The sequence below is a fragment of the Myroides profundi genome (assembly GCF_000833025.1).
GTDB lineage: Bacteria > Bacteroidota > Bacteroidia > Flavobacteriales > Flavobacteriaceae > Flavobacterium > Flavobacterium profundi_A.
In genome coordinates this window covers 2,630,013-2,649,271 of the sequence record NZ_CP010817.1, presented here as the reverse complement: position 1 = coordinate 2,649,271, position 19,259 = coordinate 2,630,013, and the positions used below count along the sequence as shown (strand labels likewise).

The following is a 19,259-nucleotide window of genomic DNA, read 5'->3' as shown; positions in this document are numbered from 1 at the left end:
TGGTTAGGTAGTAGAAGCTTGTATGATGTAGTATATCTAGGTTAGTAGGTATCATACCTCATATAGCGAACTTGTCTTAAGGTTAATCTCCAAAGCTATGATAATTTCTAAAACTATCAAATAGAAGAACAAGTACTTATTTGAATGGAGTTAATAAGGAACAATACTCACCTATTGAAAGGGATAGATAAGGATAGAATTACATAAGGTGATTTTCGATATAAAATATTTTTATTGGGTGAATATGAGCTTTTTTTGAGTGAATGAATGTTTGAATTTTCTCACTCAAAAAAAGTGATGTTTGGCACTTTATTGTTATGATACATAGTGTGTTAGGATTAACTTAGTTTTAAAATTAGAGCTATGGCAAGATATAAAGCTACGGTGATACGCACGTATAATAATGAGCAAGTTTACCTCGAAAAAGGGATGAGTGTTGATTTTGTGTCATTTGCACATCCTTGGCTAGACAATGGCAAGGTGGTACAAGAGGCATTTAGACGAGTCTATGGTATTGATTTCTCTAAAGGAGGCGGTTGTAGCCCTGCCTTTATAGAAGTGGTGGAGGTGTAATTAAGAAATAGGAATTAGGAGTGTATGGTGGAGGATTAGTTCCCAACAATAGGTGAGAATTTCAAATTTTTTAAAATAAAAATAGGGCTGGTGTTTTTTGACAGTCATCGCTGATATGTTTGCACTGTCACTGTAATACAATGGAAGTATTACTTAAAAAAATTAATATGAGTAGAGTAATGTTTTTGCCTTGGATTGGAACAGAATATCAACAAGGGATAAAAGGAAAGAAAGTATTAGTGTTAGGGGAAAGTCACTATTGTGCAAATGAAGGTGATGCTGTGCCAACCTTGACACAAGAGATTATCATGGACTTATTTGATCCTAACAGTCCACATGAGAGGTATAAGAATACGTATACCAAGTTTGCGAAGGCGATAGCAGGAACAGATTTGGATTATAAGGGAAAAGAGAAAGTATGGAATTCTTTAGCCTTTTATAATTATGTACAAGTTCCTATTTCGGGTGCCAGAGTAGCGCCAACCGCTCAGGAGTTTAGAGCAGCAGAGAGTGCTTTATTTGAGGTGTTAGAACAACTACAGCCTGATTATGTAATCGTGTGGGGAAATCGCTTATATGATAATTTGCCTAATGCGGGTACTCAAGGAAAAGAAGTGATAATGCCTGAGGAAGACCAACACGAGGTATGGTGCTATACATTATTTAATCAGAAGATTGTCCCTATGCTAAGAATGACTCATCCGTCTGCAGGCTATAGTTGGGATTATTGGCATGAGGTAATTAATATGTTTTTGACAACCAAATATTGATTAGTAGAAGGATAATTTAAATGTTATAGGAGAATAAAAAAAAGACAAATTCACAATAATACAAGTGAAAGAATGAAGGACTTAGTAAGAATATACAATGTGTTAGACCTGTTTGAACACAAGAAGCATTGTAAGAAAGAAGATATTCTAGAGGCTGTAGGAAAGGCAGAAGAGAAAACAATTAGTTATGAGACATGGAACCGTCTGCGCAAGAAGATGGACATAGATTATGGTTTTGAGGTAATCTATGATAAAGGCGATGATTCGTATAGTCTAAAAATACATGATAAAGTAGACTATGAGAAACTGATGGAGATGATTTACCACTTCAGAACAACTGATCTTCTTCAGTCTTATGTCAAAGGTGATAAAAGAATGGTCGACCATCTAGATTTCGAAGAGGGGCTAGCTGTGCGAAATGAGAGTCATCTGGATAGGTTAAGAGAAGCAATGCTAAAGAAGGAGTCTGTTATGATCAAGCATCAAGGATATAGAAAGAATAAACCTTCTGAGACTAAAGTCAATCCTTTGTACTTTAAACAGTATCAGAACAGGTGGTATCTAATCACTGAGGTAGAGGAGACGAAAGAGTTTAGAAGCTTTGGTATGGATCGCATCCAAGAGGTTCATTGCTTAGAGAAGAAATTTAAGACTAGAATAACAGAGGCTAAGAAGGCATATAGTCAAATAATAGGTGTAAATCTAGGGGATAAGAATCAGAAACTCCAGGATATAGTCATCCTCTTCGAACCTGATCAAAAGCCTTACCTCGAGAGCCTTAAACTTCACCATAGCCAAACGGTCTTAGAGGATACAGAACATAGATATAAAATAAAAATAACAGTAAAACCCAACTACGAACTCCAACAACAAATCCAAAAGTTCGGCAACTTAGCCGAGGTAGTTGAAGGGGAGTGGTTGTGTTATTAGGAGATAAGTTTAATTTAAAAATAAGGATAATGAATCAAGAACAAAAAAATAAAGCAGAGAAACTTTTTGGAGAATATCAAAATAGAAGAATTAGTAGTGGTGATTTAGATAAAGCAGATAAAAAAGCTTCGAATCTAGGATCTAGAATAGCTGATTTTAAATTGTTGTTACGTTTAATGAAAGATGTATTAGGTGGAAGATATAAGATTTCTGCAAAGGAAATAGCTATTCTAGGAGGAGCTATAGCTTATGTTATTAGCCCTATAGATGCAATTCCTGATGTTATTCCAGTAATAGGTTGGGTAGATGATATTAGTGTTGTAGGACTAGCAATGACTTCACTTGCGGGTGTATTAAGTGCATATAAGTTCAAAAACGGAATTAAATAATGAATGCAGATACAATTTTGACAGAGGTAATAAAAAAATCATTATCTCTTCCAGGAGCGAAAATAAATAGAGAGCAATATTTACAAGGAATTTTTAGCAAATACTATAATGAATATGAATTGGAGTTAATAATAGAAGAAGGTACTATAAAAAGGAATGTTAATATTGAGTTGATTAGAAAGTTAAGTAATGATGTTATTTCAAGTCATTTGGTTAAAGTTACAGGAAGTTCTGCCTTAGCTGGTTTACCTGGAGGGATAGCATTAGCTGCAACAATTCCATTAGATTTAGCACAATATTATTATCATATTATAATAGTAGCACAGAAATTAGCATATTTATATGGTTGGCCTAGTTTAGAAGATACAGATAATGAAGAATTAGTTAGTGTATTGATTCTTTTTATAGGTGTAATGTTTGGAGCAAATGCAGCAAATAAAGCAATAGTAGAACTAAGTAAAAGGTTTTCAGTGGAATTTGTAAAAAGAGTTCCACAAAAAGCACTAACAAAATATGCCGTTTATCAATTAGCAAAACAGATTGCTAAATGGGTTGGAGTGAAAATGACGAAAGAAACTTTTGCAAAAAGTGTATCTAAGGTTATTCCTTTGTTAGGGGGAGTGGTTTCAGGTGGAATAACTTATATGACCTTTAAACCAATGTGTAAAAGATTAACTGCAAAATTAGAAGAAAGCATGATATATTTAAAATAACTCCCACTTAGCGATATTTCGTAGCAAGGAAGCTGGTTTTAGAGAATAATAAGTAGATGTTTTAGAGCAAAAAGTACTTTAAAATTTGGTAGTTCAATATATAATTGTTTTCTTTGGCCTCGGTAATAGATTAAAAAAGAGCTGTTTTTAGCTGTATTTGATTGGTTATGAGAGGGAGATAGGAGCAGGGAACCAAAAATATGAAATTACCATTCTTAAGTTAGAATAATTAATTCATCTACTAAATTAATATCACAGTTAAAGCCTATCCTTATAAAGGATGGGCTTTTCTTTTTATACAGGAGATTTGAAATGTTAATTTATAGGATTAGAATAAAAGGAAGAAGGAGGCTTATATTGGCTTTTTATAGGTTGATAGATTGCTGAAATGATATTCTTATAAAGGAATGATAATAATTACAGTTGTTTTATTGTGCAAATAATTCTCAATGTGTGAACTTTGTGATGTTTTAACTAAAAATAGTTTAACATGAATTTGATTTGAGTTATTTTTAGCGCCTATAAATGTCATTTGAATTAATATACCATACAAAATACGTGAATACAAATACAAAAATTAAGACATTATCCACTTCCACCATTTTAGGGGAAGATACCTGGGATATAACTTTGTTCAAACATATTGAGAAAGGTAGAAATGATTTGTTGTCCCCACACAAGCATGATTTCTATTTTATCTTCTTCGTTGAAAAAGGAGGAGGATATCACGATATTGATTTTGAAAGAGTAGACGTAGTAGATTACCAAGTGTTTTTCTTGAGACCCCAACAAGTGCACTATTGGTTATTGGAGAATCATACTATTGGATTTCAATTGATGTTCTCACCTACTATCTTACAGTCTCTGAATACGACTTATAGTCCTTTAGCTTATTTTCAATTAGGAGCACCAAATCAGATGTTGCTAACGAAGGAGAGTTTTGAGAAGTATAAGGCAGATTTAGAGGAGCTAGAAGAGCGATTAGCTAAGGATAAGGTTATCGATAGAGAGATAGCCCTATTGTCGTTTCATTTATTGCTAAAATACATACACAAGGACTATTTAGATTACCACGAAGGAGTAAATCCTCATAGTATAGATAAGAATATCTTACAGTTTGAGGAGCTTTTGGAAGTACATTTTAAAGAACAAAGTAGTGTAGCATTCTATGCTGAGCAATTAAAGATCACTCCGAATTACTTGAATATCTTATGTAAAAAGGTATTGGGAACTAATGCTGGTTCTTTAATTCAGAATAGGTTATTGTTAGAAGCAAAGAGATTATTGACTACAACGAATATTTCGATTAAGGAAATCGCCTTTTCGTTGTCCTTTAATGATACAAGTTATTTTAATAATTTCTTTAAAAAGCAATTAGGAGTTACTCCTGGTGAATTTAGAGCGAGTTATAAAAATTCCAATAATCTATAAAAATATTACAACTTCCTTTATATCAGTACTTCTATCTTTGTGTTAGTAGTTATAAGTAACGAACTCAACCTATTAAAACCAAGAGATATGAAAATGATAAGAAGAATAGCTATATTACTTTTTATTGGCTTTATCGGAGGTGCGGCTATGGCTTGTAACTCGTCAGATGAAAGTTCAACTCATTCAAATGAAGTAGTAGATATGAAGGAAGTATCATTATTTACCGCAATTCAGAATAATAATCTCAATGCTGTTAAGCAGCTTCTGGAGAGTAAGGTAGATATAGAACAGCGCAACGAGAAAGGAGAGACTCCTCTGATGTATGCTGTATACCAAAATCGAAATGCGATAGCAAAGGTCTTAATGCAAGCAGGGGCAAATGTCAATGCCCAAGACAAGGTACTTAATAGCCCTTTTTTATATGCAGGTGCAGAAGGTAAGTTAGAAATAGTACAAGAGGCGTTAAAATACGGTGCAGACTTTAGTGTGTTTAACCGTTATAATGGTAGTGCGCTTATACCTGCTGCAGAAAAAGGCCATTTAGAAGTAGTGAAATTACTGGTTAACTATCCCAATTATCCTATCGATCATGTTAATAGACTAGGCTGGACAGCGCTTATGGAAGCGATCGTTCTTAGCAATGGCGGAGCTGTACATACTAGTATCGTGGAAGAATTAATTAAGGGAGGTGTGAATGTGAATATTCCCGATGCTGATGGAATAACTCCATTACAACATGCTCAAAAGAGAAATTATACAGGAATGGTGAAGTTGTTAAAAGCTGCTGGTGCTAAATAAACTGTATATTCGATAGGTGTATAACAATAATAGGAAACAACAATATGATAAATAGAAAGCAATTTCTAGGATTAACAGCGGCGGCGGCTGGTGGATTATTTATTCCATCAGTAGGCTCGTCAGCGAAAGCAAGTACTGAAAGAAGTTCTGTTAAGGCAAATGTGTTCATTCTGCGCAATGTATTATTAGAAACTGGCTTTGAGTATAATGATCGAGGAGAGGTATGGCGTACTAAGACAGCATTATTCGATATACGCATTGCCAATGGAGTTATTGTTTCTATTGATAAAGTAGGAATGTCTGATACATCAGGTATTATCAGTGTTGATATGGATGGATTATTGATGTTACCTGGATTTAGAGATATGCATATTCATATTGATAAAACGTTCTATGGAGAACGTTGGTATGGTGATCCTAAACCTGGTCGATCTGTTAAAGATATGATCGATCTGGAAAGAAGAATATTACCTAATCTATTAGTTAAGTCAGTAGAAAAAGCGGAGATGGCGATAGACTTAATGAATAGTCAAGGAACTTATTTTGCAAGGTGTCAGACTAATATAGACCCGACTAGCGGACTGAAGAGCTTAGAGAATCTAAAAATAGCACTAGAGAATAAAAAAGAGGTGATGGGGAGTGAAATAGTTGCTTTTCCTCAGCATGGTATTTTATATTCTGATAGTGAGGCTCTGTTAAGAGAATCGGCTCAGATAGGGGTGGATTATATTGGAGGGCTTGACCCAACTACGGTAGATGGGAATATGGAGAAGTCTTTAAATATCATGATTCAGATCGCTTTAGATTATGACAAAGGAATAGATATCCATCTTCATGAGGGAGCTAAAACAGGTATTCCTGCTATCCGATATATTTTAAAACAAGTGGAAGCTAATAAAGCGTTACAAGGACGCACTTATATCAGTCATGGCTTCGCTCTAGGGCAGTCAGATACTAAGGAATTAGAAGAGTTATGTACACAGATGAGTACTAACGGAGTAGGAGTGATCTCTACTGTACCATTAGGGCGCTCTATGATGCCTATACCTACATTCTATAAGCATAAGGTAAGTGTGATGACAGGTACAGATAGTATTATAGATCACTGGCAACCATTTGGGAACTGTGATATGCTAGAAAAAGCAAAGCACTGTGCCGAACTTTATGGGTGGACAGATGAGTTAAGACTGAGCCGTGCATTACAAATAGCGACTAAGGATCAGGTGCTACCACTGAATGAAGCAGGAGATCGCCAATGGCCAAAAGTAGGAGATTCAGCAGACCTTGTTTTTGTGAAGGCTAGTTGTTCTGCAGAGGCAGTGGCCCGTACTCCAGAGAGAGAAGCTACTTTCTATAAAGGAAAGAAAGTGTACTCAAAAAAAACTGTTTAGTAGTCTAAACAACAAGAATGTTTTTTCATACCCAATTTTATATTTTTTTTTTAAAACGCCAAAGACATTGCAATTATAGAGACCTGATATGGAAAGCCCAAAAATAACAGAAGGAAATAGTATTTTCTAAAGTTTACTCCTAAAGGTTGATATACTTGTATAAGCGTAAATGTTTTTGGAATTACCCCCATTAGAGACTTGTCATTAGATGAGTCTCTATTTTTTTTGTGCTAGAAATAAAAAAAGGAATAGTCATTAGACTATCCCTTTTAAAGTACATTAATATATTTACGTTATATTATTTCTTGTAAACACTTTCTTTTTTGAAGTGAACAGTCAATAAGTAATAAACTACAGCTCTGTATTTATTTCTATTTGATTGACCGTATTTGTCCATAACAGCTTGGATACCTTTATCTAACTCTGGTCCATCTTTAAGACCTAACTTTTTAATTAAAAAGTTGTTTTTAACTGTAGCTAACTCAGATTCTGAAGAACCAGCAACGGTAGAAGAATCTTGGTTATAAATAGATGGTCCACATCCGATAGTTACAGCAGTTAATAAATCCATATTAGCTGTTACACCACACTTATCTTTTAAATCAGCAGCGTACTTTTGAATTAATTCATCTCTTTTACTCATAATTTTCTTTTTTATTGAGTACAAGATACATAAAATTTCAATACGCAAGCATTAATCGCTGTTAAAATTACATATTGCGAAAATAGTTGCTCAATACAGTGTTGTTAACCTCAGTAGGAGTGAATACTTCTAGAATAGCAGGACCGTTATTATCTTCAAAAAACAATTGACATTGCTGCTCTAATTCCTCTTTATTAGTCGCTGTTCGATATTTAAAATTATACATCTTCGCCAAGTGCTCAGCTGTGTGATGATGACTTGTCTCAAAGTAAGTATTAAATACAGGTGTTTCTTTATGTCCTGGTAAGATTCTGAAGATACCTCCACCTCCATTGTTTAACAATAGTATTTTAAAGTCTTTAGGAATATAGTTATTCCAAAGTCCATTACTATCATAAAGAAAACCGATATCTCCTGTGATTAATAAGGTAGGCTTCTGAGTGGCTACAGCAGCTCCAATAGCTGTAGAAGTACTTCCATCTATTCCGCTGGTACCTCTGTTGCAGAAAACGGGATTAGAAGCGTCTATTTTGATTAATTGAGCATAGCGTATTGCAGAACTATTGCTGATTTGTAATTGGGTTCCTTTTGGCAATTGAGCAAATAAGGTTTCGAACACACTTAGATCACTAAACGGGATCGTCTTTAAATATGCCTCATGCTTAGCTAATCTAGCTATGACAATGCTCTGCATCCAAGTGTAATAGTTAGATGTAGTATAGTGTTCTACGTTTTCTTTAATGGTTTGGAAGAAATTCTCAGGTGTATCTAATATTGCTTTGTTAAGTGCATTATAAGTATCGTAATGTCTTAGGGTATCAATATGCCAATGCTGAGTAGGTTTATACTTACGCAAGAATGCTTTGATTCTCTTACTGATCACCATTCCTCCAAAAGTAATTAAAAGATCAGGCTGAAAAGCTAAGAAATCTTCTTCAGAGAATGTCGTAATGATGCGATCTATATGTTCTACGCAGTGAGGGTGGTGCAAGTTAGAGGTAGTCTCTGTCATGATAATAACAGAAGGGTCATTCGCTAGCCAGTCTATTATCTCTTGACTTAGTGCATCAGGAGTATTGACACCTACTAGAATCAACTTCTTAGTTGCTTCTCTATAACTATCTATATATTGATCAAACTCTTTGAATTGAAGAGGTAGCGTCTCTAGGTTAATGATAGTAGGGGCAACTGTAAGTTCCTCTACAGTATTATATAAAGGCTCTTCAAAAGGAGCATTGATGTGTACAGGGCCTTTTTGGGCTATCGCTGTATTAATGGCATTGTTGATTAGAATGTCATTTTCTTTGTTTGCTTCTTCTGTTAGATTAGCATTGTACACGATATGGTTCTCATATACATTGCGCTGTCTGATGGTCTGACCATCTCCTATATCAATCTTAGAAGTAGGTCTATCTGCAGAGATAATAACCATCGGTATCTGACTATAGAAGGCTTCGGCTACAGCTGGATAATAGTTAAGAAGAGCTGATCCTGAAGTACAGACTAAGGCAATAGGAAACGCTGTCTGTTGAGCAATTCCCATACCGAAGAAGGCTGCACAGCGCTCATCTGCGAGACTGTAACACGTAAAAAAAGGATCACTAGCAAAGCCTATTGTTAATGGGGCATTGCGTGATCCTGGTGATATGATTATATGTTGAATATTCTTTGCTTTACAAATTTCAATAATACTTTGCGCTAGTTCTATTTGTGGATAGTTCATAATTTAAAAGTAAAACCCAAAGATACGAACAAACCCATTGTATTAAACCTCAAATCCGCAGAAAACATTTAAACGAGAATAAATTGTACAAAGCATAGCAAGATTAACGATTAAAGCACACTATAGTGTGGTTTTAGAGCTAATTGAAGCTATGTAAAGTAGAATTAATTCGCAGTAAATGGGTAGCTGAGGATTTAAGGTTAAATATGTAAAGTGACTTATTTTGCCTTAACCCAAGCTTTGATTTCTGGGTCATCTGGTAGTGTTCTAGGGTTGATTACTTTTACTAAATGACCTGTTTCATCTATTAAGTACTTTTGGAAATTCCACTGTACTTCACTGTCTTCTAATCCATTCTTAGACTTTTTAGTTAAGAACTCATATATCGGTGCAATATCATCTCCTTTTACAGATATCTTATTCATCATTGGGAATGATACACCATAATTCTGCTCACAGAAAGTAGCGATTTCTTCATTGCTACCTGGTTCTTGAGATCCAAAGTTATTCGCTGGGAAACCAACGATGACGAAGTTGTCTCCTCCGAATTCGTTATACATACTCTGAAGTTGTTTATACTGAGGGGTAAGACCGCATTCAGAAGCAGTATTTACAATCATGATTTTCTTTCCTTTTAAGGAAGCAAAGTCAAACTCTTCTCCATAAAGGTCAGTAACCTTAAATTGGTAAATTGTTTTTTTGTCTTTTGGGGTTTGTGTCATAATGCTTTTATTGGTATTAATATTAGTATGGTGTGTGTTTGCAAAAATGGGTGTAATGGCTAAGATAGCCGCCATAACGAATAACTTTTTCATAATGATGTGAGTTTTATTGAGGTGAAATTACAAAACTGTTTTTAATTCCCTACTTGTTTTAACGCTTAATTTGTTTTCTTTAGTATTTTAAACGCATCACATAAAGGTCTAAACCTTTTGCCCAATAATCTTCTTGTGTTTCTATCACTTCAAAATTGTGTTTTTCAAAAAAACGGTATACCACCTGAGAGGTACGCACTTGTATTGTTTTGATTCTATGATCAGGCTTTAGGATGTCTAATCTGTGTTTTAAGAGTAGAGAACCTGTACCTTTTCGATGATAATCAGGATGTAAAAAGCCCCAACTTAATGAAGCAAGCTCTTTTTCGAAGTTTCTATTAATACCTGCAGCGCCTATAATCTTGTCATTGTCTAAGGCTACATAATAGAGGTCTAGATACTGATCTAGGTATAACGCTAGGTCATCTACTTCTTCTTGCGCAAAATAAGTAGGGACATTGAGCTGAAGGATATCGAGTAAGATTTGCTTGTCTTCTTTCTGATAAGGTCTGATTGTTATACTCATTAATTTAGTAATTAGCTGTTATAAAAGTGTAATTGGTGTGATTAATTTAAATCCAATAGGGATTAATAGGCTAAAAGTAATAAAAACTTAAAATATGGAGTGTAAAAACTGCTTATTATAAGTATAAACTACTAACTTTGATAGTTTGCCAATATTGCAATTATTAAAGCCCAAAGATATATTTTATGAAATCAGTAGTCATTCAAGGAATCAAAGGATCTTTCCACCATGAAGCGGTAGAGAAGTTCTTTGGTTCAGAAGAAGTAGAGATAGTGGATAGTCCTACTTTTAATTCGTTAGTAAAACAGTTAGTCAATAAAGAAGTAGATTATGGCATGATGGCGATAGAGAACTCTATTGCAGGATCTATATTACCTAATTACTCGTTGTTAACTAAGAATGACTTGTATATTTGGGGAGAGATTGCTCTTCCTATTAGACATAATTTACTAGCCTTAAAAGGACAGACATTAGCGGATATCACAGAGGTGCGTACACACCCTATGGCCTTATTACAATGCGAGAACTTCTTAGATCAATATACAGATTGGAAGCGTCTAGCGATGGATGATACGGCTACATGCGCTAGAAATATTCAAGAGAAACAGTATAAAGGCGTTGCGTCTATCGGGTCTACATTAGCCGCAGAGATGTATAATCTAGAGATCTTAGCAGAGAATATCCATGACGTGTATGATAATTATACACGATTTTTCTTGTTAAGTAGAGAGCCTAAGAAAGTAGAAGGGTTTAATAAAGCTTCGTTATATTTTTATACAGATCACCAAAAAGGAAGTCTAAATAGAGTATTAGAGATATTAGCTTCTCACGATTTAAACTTGAGTAAGATACAGTCTGTGCCTTTGTCAGGAAGTGTGTTTCAATACTCATTCCACGCAGGTGTTGTCTTAGTCAATGAAGATTATGACAAGTATTATAAGGCAATGGAAGAAGTAACTAAGGCTACTCGATACTTAAAGGTATTAGGAGAGTATAAACAAGATAAATTAGTCATACCAGACCACCAATAGCTACAACTTTAGTAGTATAAGTAAAAAAGCGTGAATGAGATCATTCACGCTTTTTTTGATTCAGGAAGTATTTTGAACTCCTAAAAGGAATAATTGACTGAGAATAAGAATTGTCTAGGAACTAAATTTGTTTTTGTAACAGTGTGATTAAAGTCAGTAATAGATGTTGCTGTATAATATTTTTGATTGAATATATTATTAAGTTCATAAGAGAAGTTCCAATTAGAACCTATTGGTCTGTAATTTAATTTAGAGTCAAAAAAAACATTTAACTTTCTATTGTTGACAAGATCACCAAAAGAATAAGAATCAGCATTAATATCTAATACTAAACTTTCATTTAGTGTGAAATGAAGGTTTAGACTAGTTTCATTATCTATAAAATTATCTTTTCTATCTGTTTTAACTGTAGAGTTATACCAAAGTGTAGATAATTTATAATTAAAGAAGTTATCAAATATAGAGCTTACTTCTATTCCATAATTAATAGAGATACCTTGTACTTTTCTCAATGCTGTACTATTGATAGAATTGTAAAATTCTGATTGACTAATTCCTAAAGTAATTTTAATGTTATTCTTTAGTTTTTTTAGATAGTAGTTTAGGTTTGTGTTTAGTTGATAAGAATCACTGTTTTGTATAATCATACTTTTGGATAGGGTATAGTTTTCATATAAAGAAATGTCCTTAGAGTAAAAGTCATTATAATGTGTATAATTAAAAAAAACATTAGCAAATACACGATCCGAGTAATTACCAAGTGTATAATATATACCTAAAGCACTATTAGTGAGTGGTTCTAAATTACTTGTTCCTTTTACAAAATTTCTGAATGAAGACTGAACATAGTTCTCTAATAATTGATCCATTTTGACATTAGTGTAATTTTGTCTATAGTTAACATTAATTCGATGTTGATCATTTGGGATCCATTGTAATTCAATTTTAGGAGCAATTATTGCTTCTTTATTATCTAAAGTAGTGGTCGTGTTTTTTAGTTTATTGTTTAAAATGATAAAATCAATAAATGGAATTATTTTTAGGTTTCCGAATTCTTTAGAATATTTACTGTTTAAGTATAGTTTATTAGTTTTTAATGAAAGATTGTTATTGTCTTTTTGTGTACTTTGAATAGGGCTATATCCTTCAACGTAAGTTCTTAGAGCTGTACTAGTATATGTGTTACCAATAGAAAATTCTACTAAATCGCCATTCTCAAATTTATTCATATAATTGATCTTTAGTGCTGTAAAATTAACTTTAGTAAACACATTTTGATTAAACAGAGAACTAGGAGTATTTAAGTATAAATTTGGAGTTAATAAACTAGATTGAGTTGTTTCGTCATAAATATTTTTACCATTTATGATTAGTACTTTGTTTTTAGATAATTTATTAGTGTACTCTACATCTTGCTCTATTCTAGGTGTTTTTCCCCTTACTTCAGAAGAACTGTTTTTATCATTATATTGGTAAAAACCTTTTGATGTTAAATTGGTATTACTTCCTTTAACGGTATAAAGAATAGAATTATTAATATTAAAATCATGATTGATATCTAATCTCAAAAAGTTTAGATCTTGTTTGTTCTTAGATCTTGATTTATCATTAAAAGTATATACATCAGAACTATCAAAAAGGTGTTGTACTGATTCTCTTTGGGTTTTAAATGAGTTAGTACTGAGTATACCAGCTAACTTAATATTCCAATTCTCATTAGGAGTATATATGTTATTAATACTAAGGAGATTGTTATTACTTGATTGATATCGTTTATTATCAATGCTAAGGGAGGTATGTGAGAAGCTTAGTAAAGAAGGGCTATATGGCGATTCAAATAAATTGGTAAGATTACTAGATACAATAGCATTTAAATCACCAGAAATATTATAGTTCATATTGTTGCTAGAAAGTAAGTAATATGTTTTTATTTTTTTGTTAAAGTTTAAAATGTTAGTTCTACTGAGATGTTTTACTTTGTCATCATACCCTGAACCGGCTTCTGTATTTCCAAACCAAATATTTTTAAACTCTTCTTGCAAAGTTATGTTTAAAGCAATTTTATTACTGTCTTCAATACCTTTAAGATGTTTATTATTAGAATGATTTTTTAGTATTTCTACTTCAGATAGTGGTTTGATAGGAATGTTTTTAGTGAGTACTTTGTATCCTTTTTCAAAGAAGTCTGTTCCATCTACCATAATCTTTTCAACTTCTTGACCACTTACTTTTACAGTTCCATCTTTTGCTACATCTATTCCAGGTAAGTTTTTTAATAAGTCTTCTAGTACACGTTCGTTACCTTTAGTAAAGTCCTTTATATTATAGACTATAGTATCTTTTTTAATTGTTATTGGTTGTTTTATTGTTATAGATAGTTCTTGAAGTTCTTCTGCTTCATATTTAAGCTGAAGGAGTTTTTGTATTCCCATGTTTTCTTGGGAATCAAGAAGTTTAAATGACTTTTTCTCGAGTCCAAAAGAACGTAATGTAAGTTTACAATTTGTACATTTTTCTTTAAGGGAGATTAAAAATAGTCCTTGGTTATCTGTAATTGCAAAAGCAATATTTTTGTTTTCTTGATTAGTAATTAGTGCTGTGACATTACTTATAGGAGAGTTGTTTTCGTCTACTATTTTAGAAGAAATAGTTTGACTATATGAATACCCATAGATAAATAGAAATATATAATATAAATAGGTTTGTACATTTTTCATAGAGTATTCATATAGTTTATCTTAGTTAATCAAGATAATGTTCTTTTTTAGTTAAGTAATCGTTAAGTATCTTTTGCAGTTCTTCACAAGATCTCCCATGTTTGTGAGCTCTATAACAATGTACAGTAACGGATGTACCTGTATTATTTGACTGTGCATAGCATAGACGGCACCAATTTTCTCCTTCTACTTAATCATTTTCTATAACGTTTATTGGTAAGGTTGTTATGGAATTAAATGATCTTGAATAAAGAAAATCTGTTTTAAAATTACTAGCTTCTATCTTACTAATAAACAGAATAAATAATACTGTAAAAAAAATGTTTTTTTTCATAAATGTATAGTTTAAGGTTGTATCTCCCATTCATAAATTAGTTCAGGACCAATTCTATAGTAAGTTGTTGACTCGCTTTCCATTTTAAGTCCTGTTTCTGTCTGTAAACGTTTACTCATCAAATTTGCTTTTTCTGTAGATTCAATTTGTTCTTTTTCAGCATGTTTTTGTAGAGATATTGTATTTTTATTTAAATCGAAAATAGTTTTTTCTGTATCATTTTCTTTTTTGATAGTAACAAGTATCCATGTATAAGTACTGTTATGAGATTTACCTTCGATTTCGAAAATTAATCCAGGTAATCCAGAAAATTTCCAAGGACCATAGGGCATAGGATAATCTAGAGAATACCAAGCGATATAATCTCGTCCTCTAAAGGTCGATGTAGCTTTGTTTAGTATTATTCCTCCTTCGATTTCTTTAGTTTCATCTAATAATTCCCATTTAATTACAGGTATAGCTTCTGTTATAAGCAACTCTTTATGTGTGCTAGAAGAAGTGTAAAGAGAGTCTTTTTTGAAATCTAAAAACAAAGCGCTTTTCAGACGTTTATTTGCACCACCTGAACCTTGACTTATACCAGTCTCTCTATAACTTTTATTATTGAAAACAAAATTATTTTGGTTATATAAAGTTGTTTTATTATTTAAGTCAACATGTAGTTCACCATCATTAGATATAGTCTTTAAAAAATTATTATTAATTTCTTTATACTCTATAAGGTATAAGTTTTGTTCTTGTGCTATAATACTAGTTGTATATAATATAGTTGCTATAATTAAGATAATTTTACTCATTGTTTTTTATTTTAAAGATAATATTAAGGTTTTGTTAAAACAAATCAATAATTTGATTTGTTAAGTAAATTGTTGTAGTAATTTGATTTCATGTTTTATCAGTTATGTTAATCTGAGTAACTATTTAAAAAAATAAAAAAAAGGAAGAATTAATACAGTATACTAATTCTTCCTTTTTACCTTTATTATGTTGCCAAAGTTTACTGCTTAGAAACTAATAACAATCCTGCTCCGATAGGGAGGATGACTTTCTTAAACTTATTCTCATCTATTCCATTGATAAACTCTTCTACTTCTGCCTCATGAGAGATTACATTATCGACTACCAATAAGCTAGACTCAGTCTGATCTAATAGACGTTCTAGATCTTTCCAATATCCTGTATAATAACTTCTCTCTGCATCTAGTAAGATAAGATCAAAATCAAGATTAGTATCCGCTAGATATTGTCCTGCGTCATAGGTTAGTAATTCTACATAAGATTGCAAATTGAATTGTTTTAGATTCTCAAATGCTTTATTTGTTCGTTCTCTTTCGATGTCGATAGAGATGATTTCTCCTTGATGATGAGATACAGCTTCAGCTAACCATATTGTTGAAAACCCATTAGAAGTACCTAATTCAAGTATTCTCTTTGCTTGTTTTGTTTTGACTAATAGCGAAAGGAACTCTGCAGACTCAGGTTCTATATTACGCCATTTATCTAATCGATCTGTTTTTTGAGCATCTTCCTTTTTAAAAGTGTCATAGAGAGCTAAGAATGCTTTTTTTAATTCAATATTCATACTGAAGGGATTTTTATCTGATTCTGAACAACTAATTTACAGAATATACGTTAGTATAGTAAGTAATTAAAGTAGTATTTTTGAGTAATAAATAGTTAAAATAGAGTACATTTATCTCTATTGGTCTATATAACAGAATAGTATGAGAATTTTATTGATGGTTTTACTGTGTAGTTTAAGTATAACTGTGCAAGCAAAAAAGAAACCAAGCTTAAAAAGAGCAGACAAATATTATAAGAATACAGAGTATGCAAAAGCGGCTGACGAATATAAAAGACTTATATTAGGACGTCGTACTGCTGATTATATTTATATGCAATTAGCAGATTGTTATGATAGGTTAAATCAAGATATTGAAGCATCGAGATATTATGGTAAAGCAATCGCTCAAAACGACTCTACACTTAAGCCAGATATCTATTATAAGTATGCTAAAGTGATGGAGAAGAATGGACGTTATGAAGCAGCCAAAGATATGATGCAACAATTCGTTCGTAGAGCGCCTCAAGATGCAAGAGCAAAAGACTTTCTGGCCAAACCAGATGCACATAAGGCCTTAGTTGACAGATATCCTACTTATATGTTTCAGGAGTCAGGTCTTAATCATTTAGAATATGACGATTTTGGAGCATGGTTAAATCCTGGAGATACGTTGTACTTCGTTTCAAATAGAACAAAACACGAAAAGAAAATACCTAGAAAGATATTTGAAGTAAGAGATAAATGGCAACGCAAACCTAACTTTGATCTTTATACAGCTGAGTTTAAAGGAAAAGATGAACCTATAAAAGGAGTAACGCGTATTAAAGGGCGTGTCAACAGAAGGTTTAATGATGGGCCTAGTGTAATCTCTGCTGATGGACAACGTATTTATTTCGCTTCAGAAGCCTATAGAAACAGGAAGTTTAGAAAGAATGATAACGTTAAGCATAGAGATCATCTAATGAGTCTATTCTATGCTAAAAAGAAGAAAAAGAAATGGAAGAAAGTAAAGCCACTGCGCTTTACCCGTGCAGGCTTTATGTATACGAGTCCTTCGTTATCACCTGATGGCAAATTCTTATACTTTGCCTCTAATATGCCAGGAAGTTATGGAGAATTAGATATATGGCGTGTAGCTGTATTAGAAGATGATGAGTTCGGTACACCAGAGAATTTAGGAGCAGTGATTAATTCAGGAACTCGTAATGACTATCCTTTCGTTTCGTCAGATAATAAGTTATACTTTAGTTCTGACCGATGGGGCGGATATGGAGGAGTGGATGTGTATGTATCAGATTTAAATAATCTATCTAATGCGCCTACTAATCTTGGAGAGCCTATTAACACGGCTAAGAATGATTTTGCTTTCAGTTTTTATCCTGATAAGAATATGGGATTATTCTCTTCTGATAGAATAGGTCGTACAGATATATATAAGGCATTTCCACTGTGTTTTGTAGAGTTTAGAACCATGCTTAAGAACAAGAGCTTTAACACACCTGTAGCTGATGCTAAAGTAGAGTTTATCAATATTAGACGCAGAGTAGAGGATCACGGAGTATCTAGTAGAAGTGGAATGGCTAGAGGAGAAGTGAAGTGTAGCGAGACTTATAAGATTAAGGTATCTCATCCAGATTATTTAGATGAAATCATAGATATCACAGTCAATGCTGAAGAAGGAGTACAAGAGATAGACGTATTCTTAAGGCCTCTAGAAGAACTCGTAATAGGGAAGGACAAAATCGAATTAGGAGATATCCAATTTGCATTTAATCAGACCGAAATTACAGAGAACAGTAAGACAGAGTTAGATAAGCTAGTAAAAGTGATGAAGCGTTACCCTAGTATGAGAGTTAAAATTAACTCACACTCTGACAGTAAAGGGAATCCAGCTTATAACTTGAAATTGTCCAATGATAGAGCGAAGGCTACACTTGACTATATTGTATCACAAGGTATAGATAATAGTAGGTTAGAATCTCAAGGATATGGCTCACAAGAGCTAAAAGTGGAATGTGAACCATGTAGTGAATGGGAAGACGCACAGAATAGAAGATCAGAGTTTATTATCCTTCAGAGATAATATATGAATATAAAAATAGTAAAGGCAGTGAGAGAACTCACTGCCTTTTTTTATTAATAGAGCTCTCTATTTATCATCAAAAAGTAATGTGAAGAACTTTATTCTTATCTATTAGCTGATTTATTTGTTGTATTTAGCTAATGCAGGTTATTGTTTTAAGTTAATTAATTGTTAAATTAAATTTGCATTCTTATCACCATTAGCGATTTAAGAAAAATTAGAAGTAGAATGTATAGACTGTTTATTATAGAATAAGTCATTAGTGTTTTTGTAGATTAGTTATAAGATGAGTAGTGTATTAACTATTTTACTTGTTAAATGTGAAGAGATGTAGGCGAGGGGAGACAAGTGTTAGTTTAAGGATTTTATAGGAGGTGAACTTATTATTACTATTATCTACAATAGGTGAATGGGCTTAAAAAGCCAGTGTTTACAAGGGTTTGTATAGTGTAAAAACATGTCTACATTTGCTCAGTACAAAAAACATAACAATATAATAATTGATGCAAAAATGATCGGTTAGATAGGCTTTATAGATGGTTCTTTTGAAAGTTATAAGCAATAGTATTTTTCATAGTTAAAAAGAATATCAACTCTAGCCAAGTTAGTTCTAGCCTAATCGATTTAAAGTATGTGTCAAAGAATCTTTCTGACGTTGTAATCATATTATATAGACAAAAAGATTCTTACAATGATCATTCCCTCCTAAGCTTAATTTTTTTAAAAAAACATTGCTTGTGAAGAAGAGACTGAATTAGGGTTAGAGAGGGATTGTTTTTAAAGTGTTATGTTCGAAAAGTGAGTGTTATTTAAGAAAGGGATTTAGTG

17 protein-coding genes are annotated in these 19,259 nt (G+C 32.7%); 10 read left to right on the top strand and 7 right to left on the bottom strand.

Going from position 1 to position 19,259, the window contains the following annotated elements; translation table 11 throughout:
• The first annotated feature begins 363 nt into the window (after positions 1–363).
• The 8 genes from MPR_RS11665 to MPR_RS11630 all read left to right on the top strand — a co-directional run bounded on the left by MPR_RS11665 (position 364) and on the right by MPR_RS11630 (position 6,995).
• Positions 364–573: a DUF6140 family protein gene (locus MPR_RS11665; RefSeq protein WP_006258313.1), complete on the top strand. Its 210-nt coding sequence runs from the start codon at positions 364–366 to the stop codon at positions 571–573.
• A gap of 167 nt (positions 574–740) precedes the next feature.
• Complete coding sequence (locus MPR_RS11660; protein WP_041895467.1) at positions 741–1,343, top strand: uracil-DNA glycosylase family protein; 603 nt, start codon at positions 741–743, stop codon at positions 1,341–1,343.
• 72 nt (positions 1,344–1,415) lie between these two features.
• The gene (locus tag MPR_RS11655) at positions 1,416–2,273 is read left to right on the top strand and encodes a helix-turn-helix transcriptional regulator (RefSeq protein WP_041892796.1); all 858 of its coding nucleotides are present in this window, start codon (positions 1,416–1,418) and stop codon (positions 2,271–2,273) included.
• Positions 2,274–2,302: 29 nt separating this feature from the next.
• Positions 2,303–2,662, top strand: coding sequence for a YkvA family protein (locus MPR_RS18945; RefSeq protein ID WP_016649081.1), 360 nt, complete (start codon positions 2,303–2,305; stop codon positions 2,660–2,662).
• Positions 2,662–3,375 (top strand): hypothetical protein, encoded by a 714-nt coding sequence (locus MPR_RS11645; RefSeq protein WP_052472732.1) that lies wholly within the window; start codon positions 2,662–2,664, stop codon positions 3,373–3,375. Before MPR_RS18945 ends, MPR_RS11645 begins: the two co-directional genes overlap by 1 nt.
• Positions 3,376–4,005: 630 nt before the next feature.
• On the top strand, positions 4,006–4,806 hold the full coding sequence (locus MPR_RS11640; protein ID WP_225600508.1) for a helix-turn-helix domain-containing protein: 801 nt from the start codon (positions 4,006–4,008) through the stop codon (positions 4,804–4,806).
• An 87-nt stretch (positions 4,807–4,893) separates the two neighbouring features.
• Positions 4,894–5,604 carry an ankyrin repeat domain-containing protein gene (locus MPR_RS11635; RefSeq protein WP_041895461.1) on the top strand — a complete coding sequence of 237 codons (711 nt, stop codon included), beginning with the start codon at positions 4,894–4,896 and terminating at the stop codon, positions 5,602–5,604.
• 44 nt (positions 5,605–5,648) lie between these two features.
• Complete coding sequence (locus MPR_RS11630; protein WP_041892791.1) at positions 5,649–6,995, top strand: amidohydrolase; 1,347 nt, start codon at positions 5,649–5,651, stop codon at positions 6,993–6,995.
• Positions 6,996–7,293: 298 nt separating this feature from the next.
• Here MPR_RS11630 and MPR_RS11625 read toward each other — a convergent pair whose 3' ends face one another.
• The 4 genes from MPR_RS11625 to MPR_RS11610 all read right to left on the bottom strand — a co-directional run bounded on the left by MPR_RS11625 (position 7,294) and on the right by MPR_RS11610 (position 10,702).
• Positions 7,294–7,638: a DUF2853 family protein gene (locus MPR_RS11625; RefSeq protein WP_006258306.1), complete on the bottom strand. Its 345-nt coding sequence runs from the start codon at positions 7,636–7,638 to the stop codon at positions 7,294–7,296.
• 67 nt (positions 7,639–7,705) lie between these two features.
• A complete protein-coding gene (gene menD / locus MPR_RS11620; RefSeq protein ID WP_041892789.1) occupies positions 7,706–9,361 on the bottom strand; it encodes a 2-succinyl-5-enolpyruvyl-6-hydroxy-3-cyclohexene-1-carboxylic-acid synthase in 1,656 nt (551 codons plus the stop codon).
• Positions 9,362–9,579: 218 nt separating this feature from the next.
• Positions 9,580–10,176 (bottom strand): glutathione peroxidase, encoded by a 597-nt coding sequence (locus MPR_RS11615; protein WP_041892786.1) that lies wholly within the window; start codon positions 10,174–10,176, stop codon positions 9,580–9,582.
• Positions 10,177–10,255: 79 nt separating this feature from the next.
• Positions 10,256–10,702 carry a GNAT family N-acetyltransferase gene (locus MPR_RS11610; protein ID WP_041892784.1) on the bottom strand — a complete coding sequence of 149 codons (447 nt, stop codon included), beginning with the start codon at positions 10,700–10,702 and terminating at the stop codon, positions 10,256–10,258.
• A gap of 185 nt (positions 10,703–10,887) precedes the next feature.
• Here MPR_RS11610 and MPR_RS11605 point away from each other — a divergent pair, with 185 nt between their 5' ends.
• Positions 10,888–11,733 carry a prephenate dehydratase gene (locus tag MPR_RS11605; protein WP_041892781.1) on the top strand — a complete coding sequence of 282 codons (846 nt, stop codon included), beginning with the start codon at positions 10,888–10,890 and terminating at the stop codon, positions 11,731–11,733.
• Between the two features lie 80 nt (positions 11,734–11,813).
• Here the strand turns inward: MPR_RS11605 and MPR_RS11600 are convergent, their stop codons facing one another.
• From MPR_RS11600 to MPR_RS11590, 3 genes are all read right to left on the bottom strand, one after another.
• Entirely contained in the window at positions 11,814–14,450 is a 2,637-nt protein-coding gene (locus tag MPR_RS11600) for a TonB-dependent receptor (RefSeq protein WP_041892779.1), read from the bottom strand.
• Positions 14,451–14,795: 345 nt separating this feature from the next.
• On the bottom strand, positions 14,796–15,581 hold the full coding sequence (locus MPR_RS18190) for a GLPGLI family protein (protein WP_052472730.1): 786 nt from the start codon (positions 15,579–15,581) through the stop codon (positions 14,796–14,798).
• Positions 15,582–15,781: 200 nt separating this feature from the next.
• Positions 15,782–16,366: an O-methyltransferase gene (locus MPR_RS11590; RefSeq protein ID WP_041892778.1), complete on the bottom strand. Its 585-nt coding sequence runs from the start codon at positions 16,364–16,366 to the stop codon at positions 15,782–15,784.
• Positions 16,367–16,508: 142 nt separating this feature from the next.
• On the opposite strand from MPR_RS11590, the gene MPR_RS11585 reads away from it, so the two are divergent.
• Entirely contained in the window at positions 16,509–18,431 is a 1,923-nt protein-coding gene (locus MPR_RS11585) for an OmpA family protein (protein WP_041892775.1), read from the top strand.
• Positions 18,432–19,259 lie beyond the last annotated feature (828 nt).

Bases quoted from the DNA above. Each gene is read 5' to 3' on its own strand.
- MPR_RS18190 (WP_052472730.1), bottom strand. From the start codon at position 15,581: ATGAGTAAAATTATCTTAATTATAGCAACTATATTATATACAACTAGT.
- MPR_RS11610 (WP_041892784.1), bottom strand. From the start codon at position 10,702: ATGAGTATAACAATCAGACCTTATCAGAAAGAAGACAAGCAAATCTTA.
- MPR_RS11655 (WP_041892796.1), top strand. From the start codon at position 1,416: ATGAAGGACTTAGTAAGAATATACAATGTGTTAGACCTGTTTGAACAC.
- MPR_RS11590 (WP_041892778.1), bottom strand. From the start codon at position 16,366: ATGAATATTGAATTAAAAAAAGCATTCTTAGCTCTCTATGACACTTTT.
- MPR_RS18945 (WP_016649081.1), top strand. From the start codon at position 2,303: ATGAATCAAGAACAAAAAAATAAAGCAGAGAAACTTTTTGGAGAATAT.
- MPR_RS11605 (WP_041892781.1), top strand. From the start codon at position 10,888: ATGAAATCAGTAGTCATTCAAGGAATCAAAGGATCTTTCCACCATGAA.
- MPR_RS11635 (WP_041895461.1), top strand. From the start codon at position 4,894: ATGAAAATGATAAGAAGAATAGCTATATTACTTTTTATTGGCTTTATC.
- MPR_RS11660 (WP_041895467.1), top strand. From the start codon at position 741: ATGAGTAGAGTAATGTTTTTGCCTTGGATTGGAACAGAATATCAACAA.
- MPR_RS11665 (WP_006258313.1), top strand. From the start codon at position 364: ATGGCAAGATATAAAGCTACGGTGATACGCACGTATAATAATGAGCAA.
- MPR_RS11585 (WP_041892775.1), top strand. From the start codon at position 16,509: ATGAGAATTTTATTGATGGTTTTACTGTGTAGTTTAAGTATAACTGTG.
- MPR_RS11645 (WP_052472732.1), top strand. From the start codon at position 2,662: ATGAATGCAGATACAATTTTGACAGAGGTAATAAAAAAATCATTATCT.
- MPR_RS11600 (WP_041892779.1), bottom strand. From the start codon at position 14,450: ATGAAAAATGTACAAACCTATTTATATTATATATTTCTATTTATCTAT.
- MPR_RS11630 (WP_041892791.1), top strand. From the start codon at position 5,649: ATGATAAATAGAAAGCAATTTCTAGGATTAACAGCGGCGGCGGCTGGT.
- MPR_RS11625 (WP_006258306.1), bottom strand. From the start codon at position 7,638: ATGAGTAAAAGAGATGAATTAATTCAAAAGTACGCTGCTGATTTAAAA.
- menD (WP_041892789.1), bottom strand. From the start codon at position 9,361: ATGAACTATCCACAAATAGAACTAGCGCAAAGTATTATTGAAATTTGT.
- MPR_RS11615 (WP_041892786.1), bottom strand. From the start codon at position 10,176: ATGAAAAAGTTATTCGTTATGGCGGCTATCTTAGCCATTACACCCATT.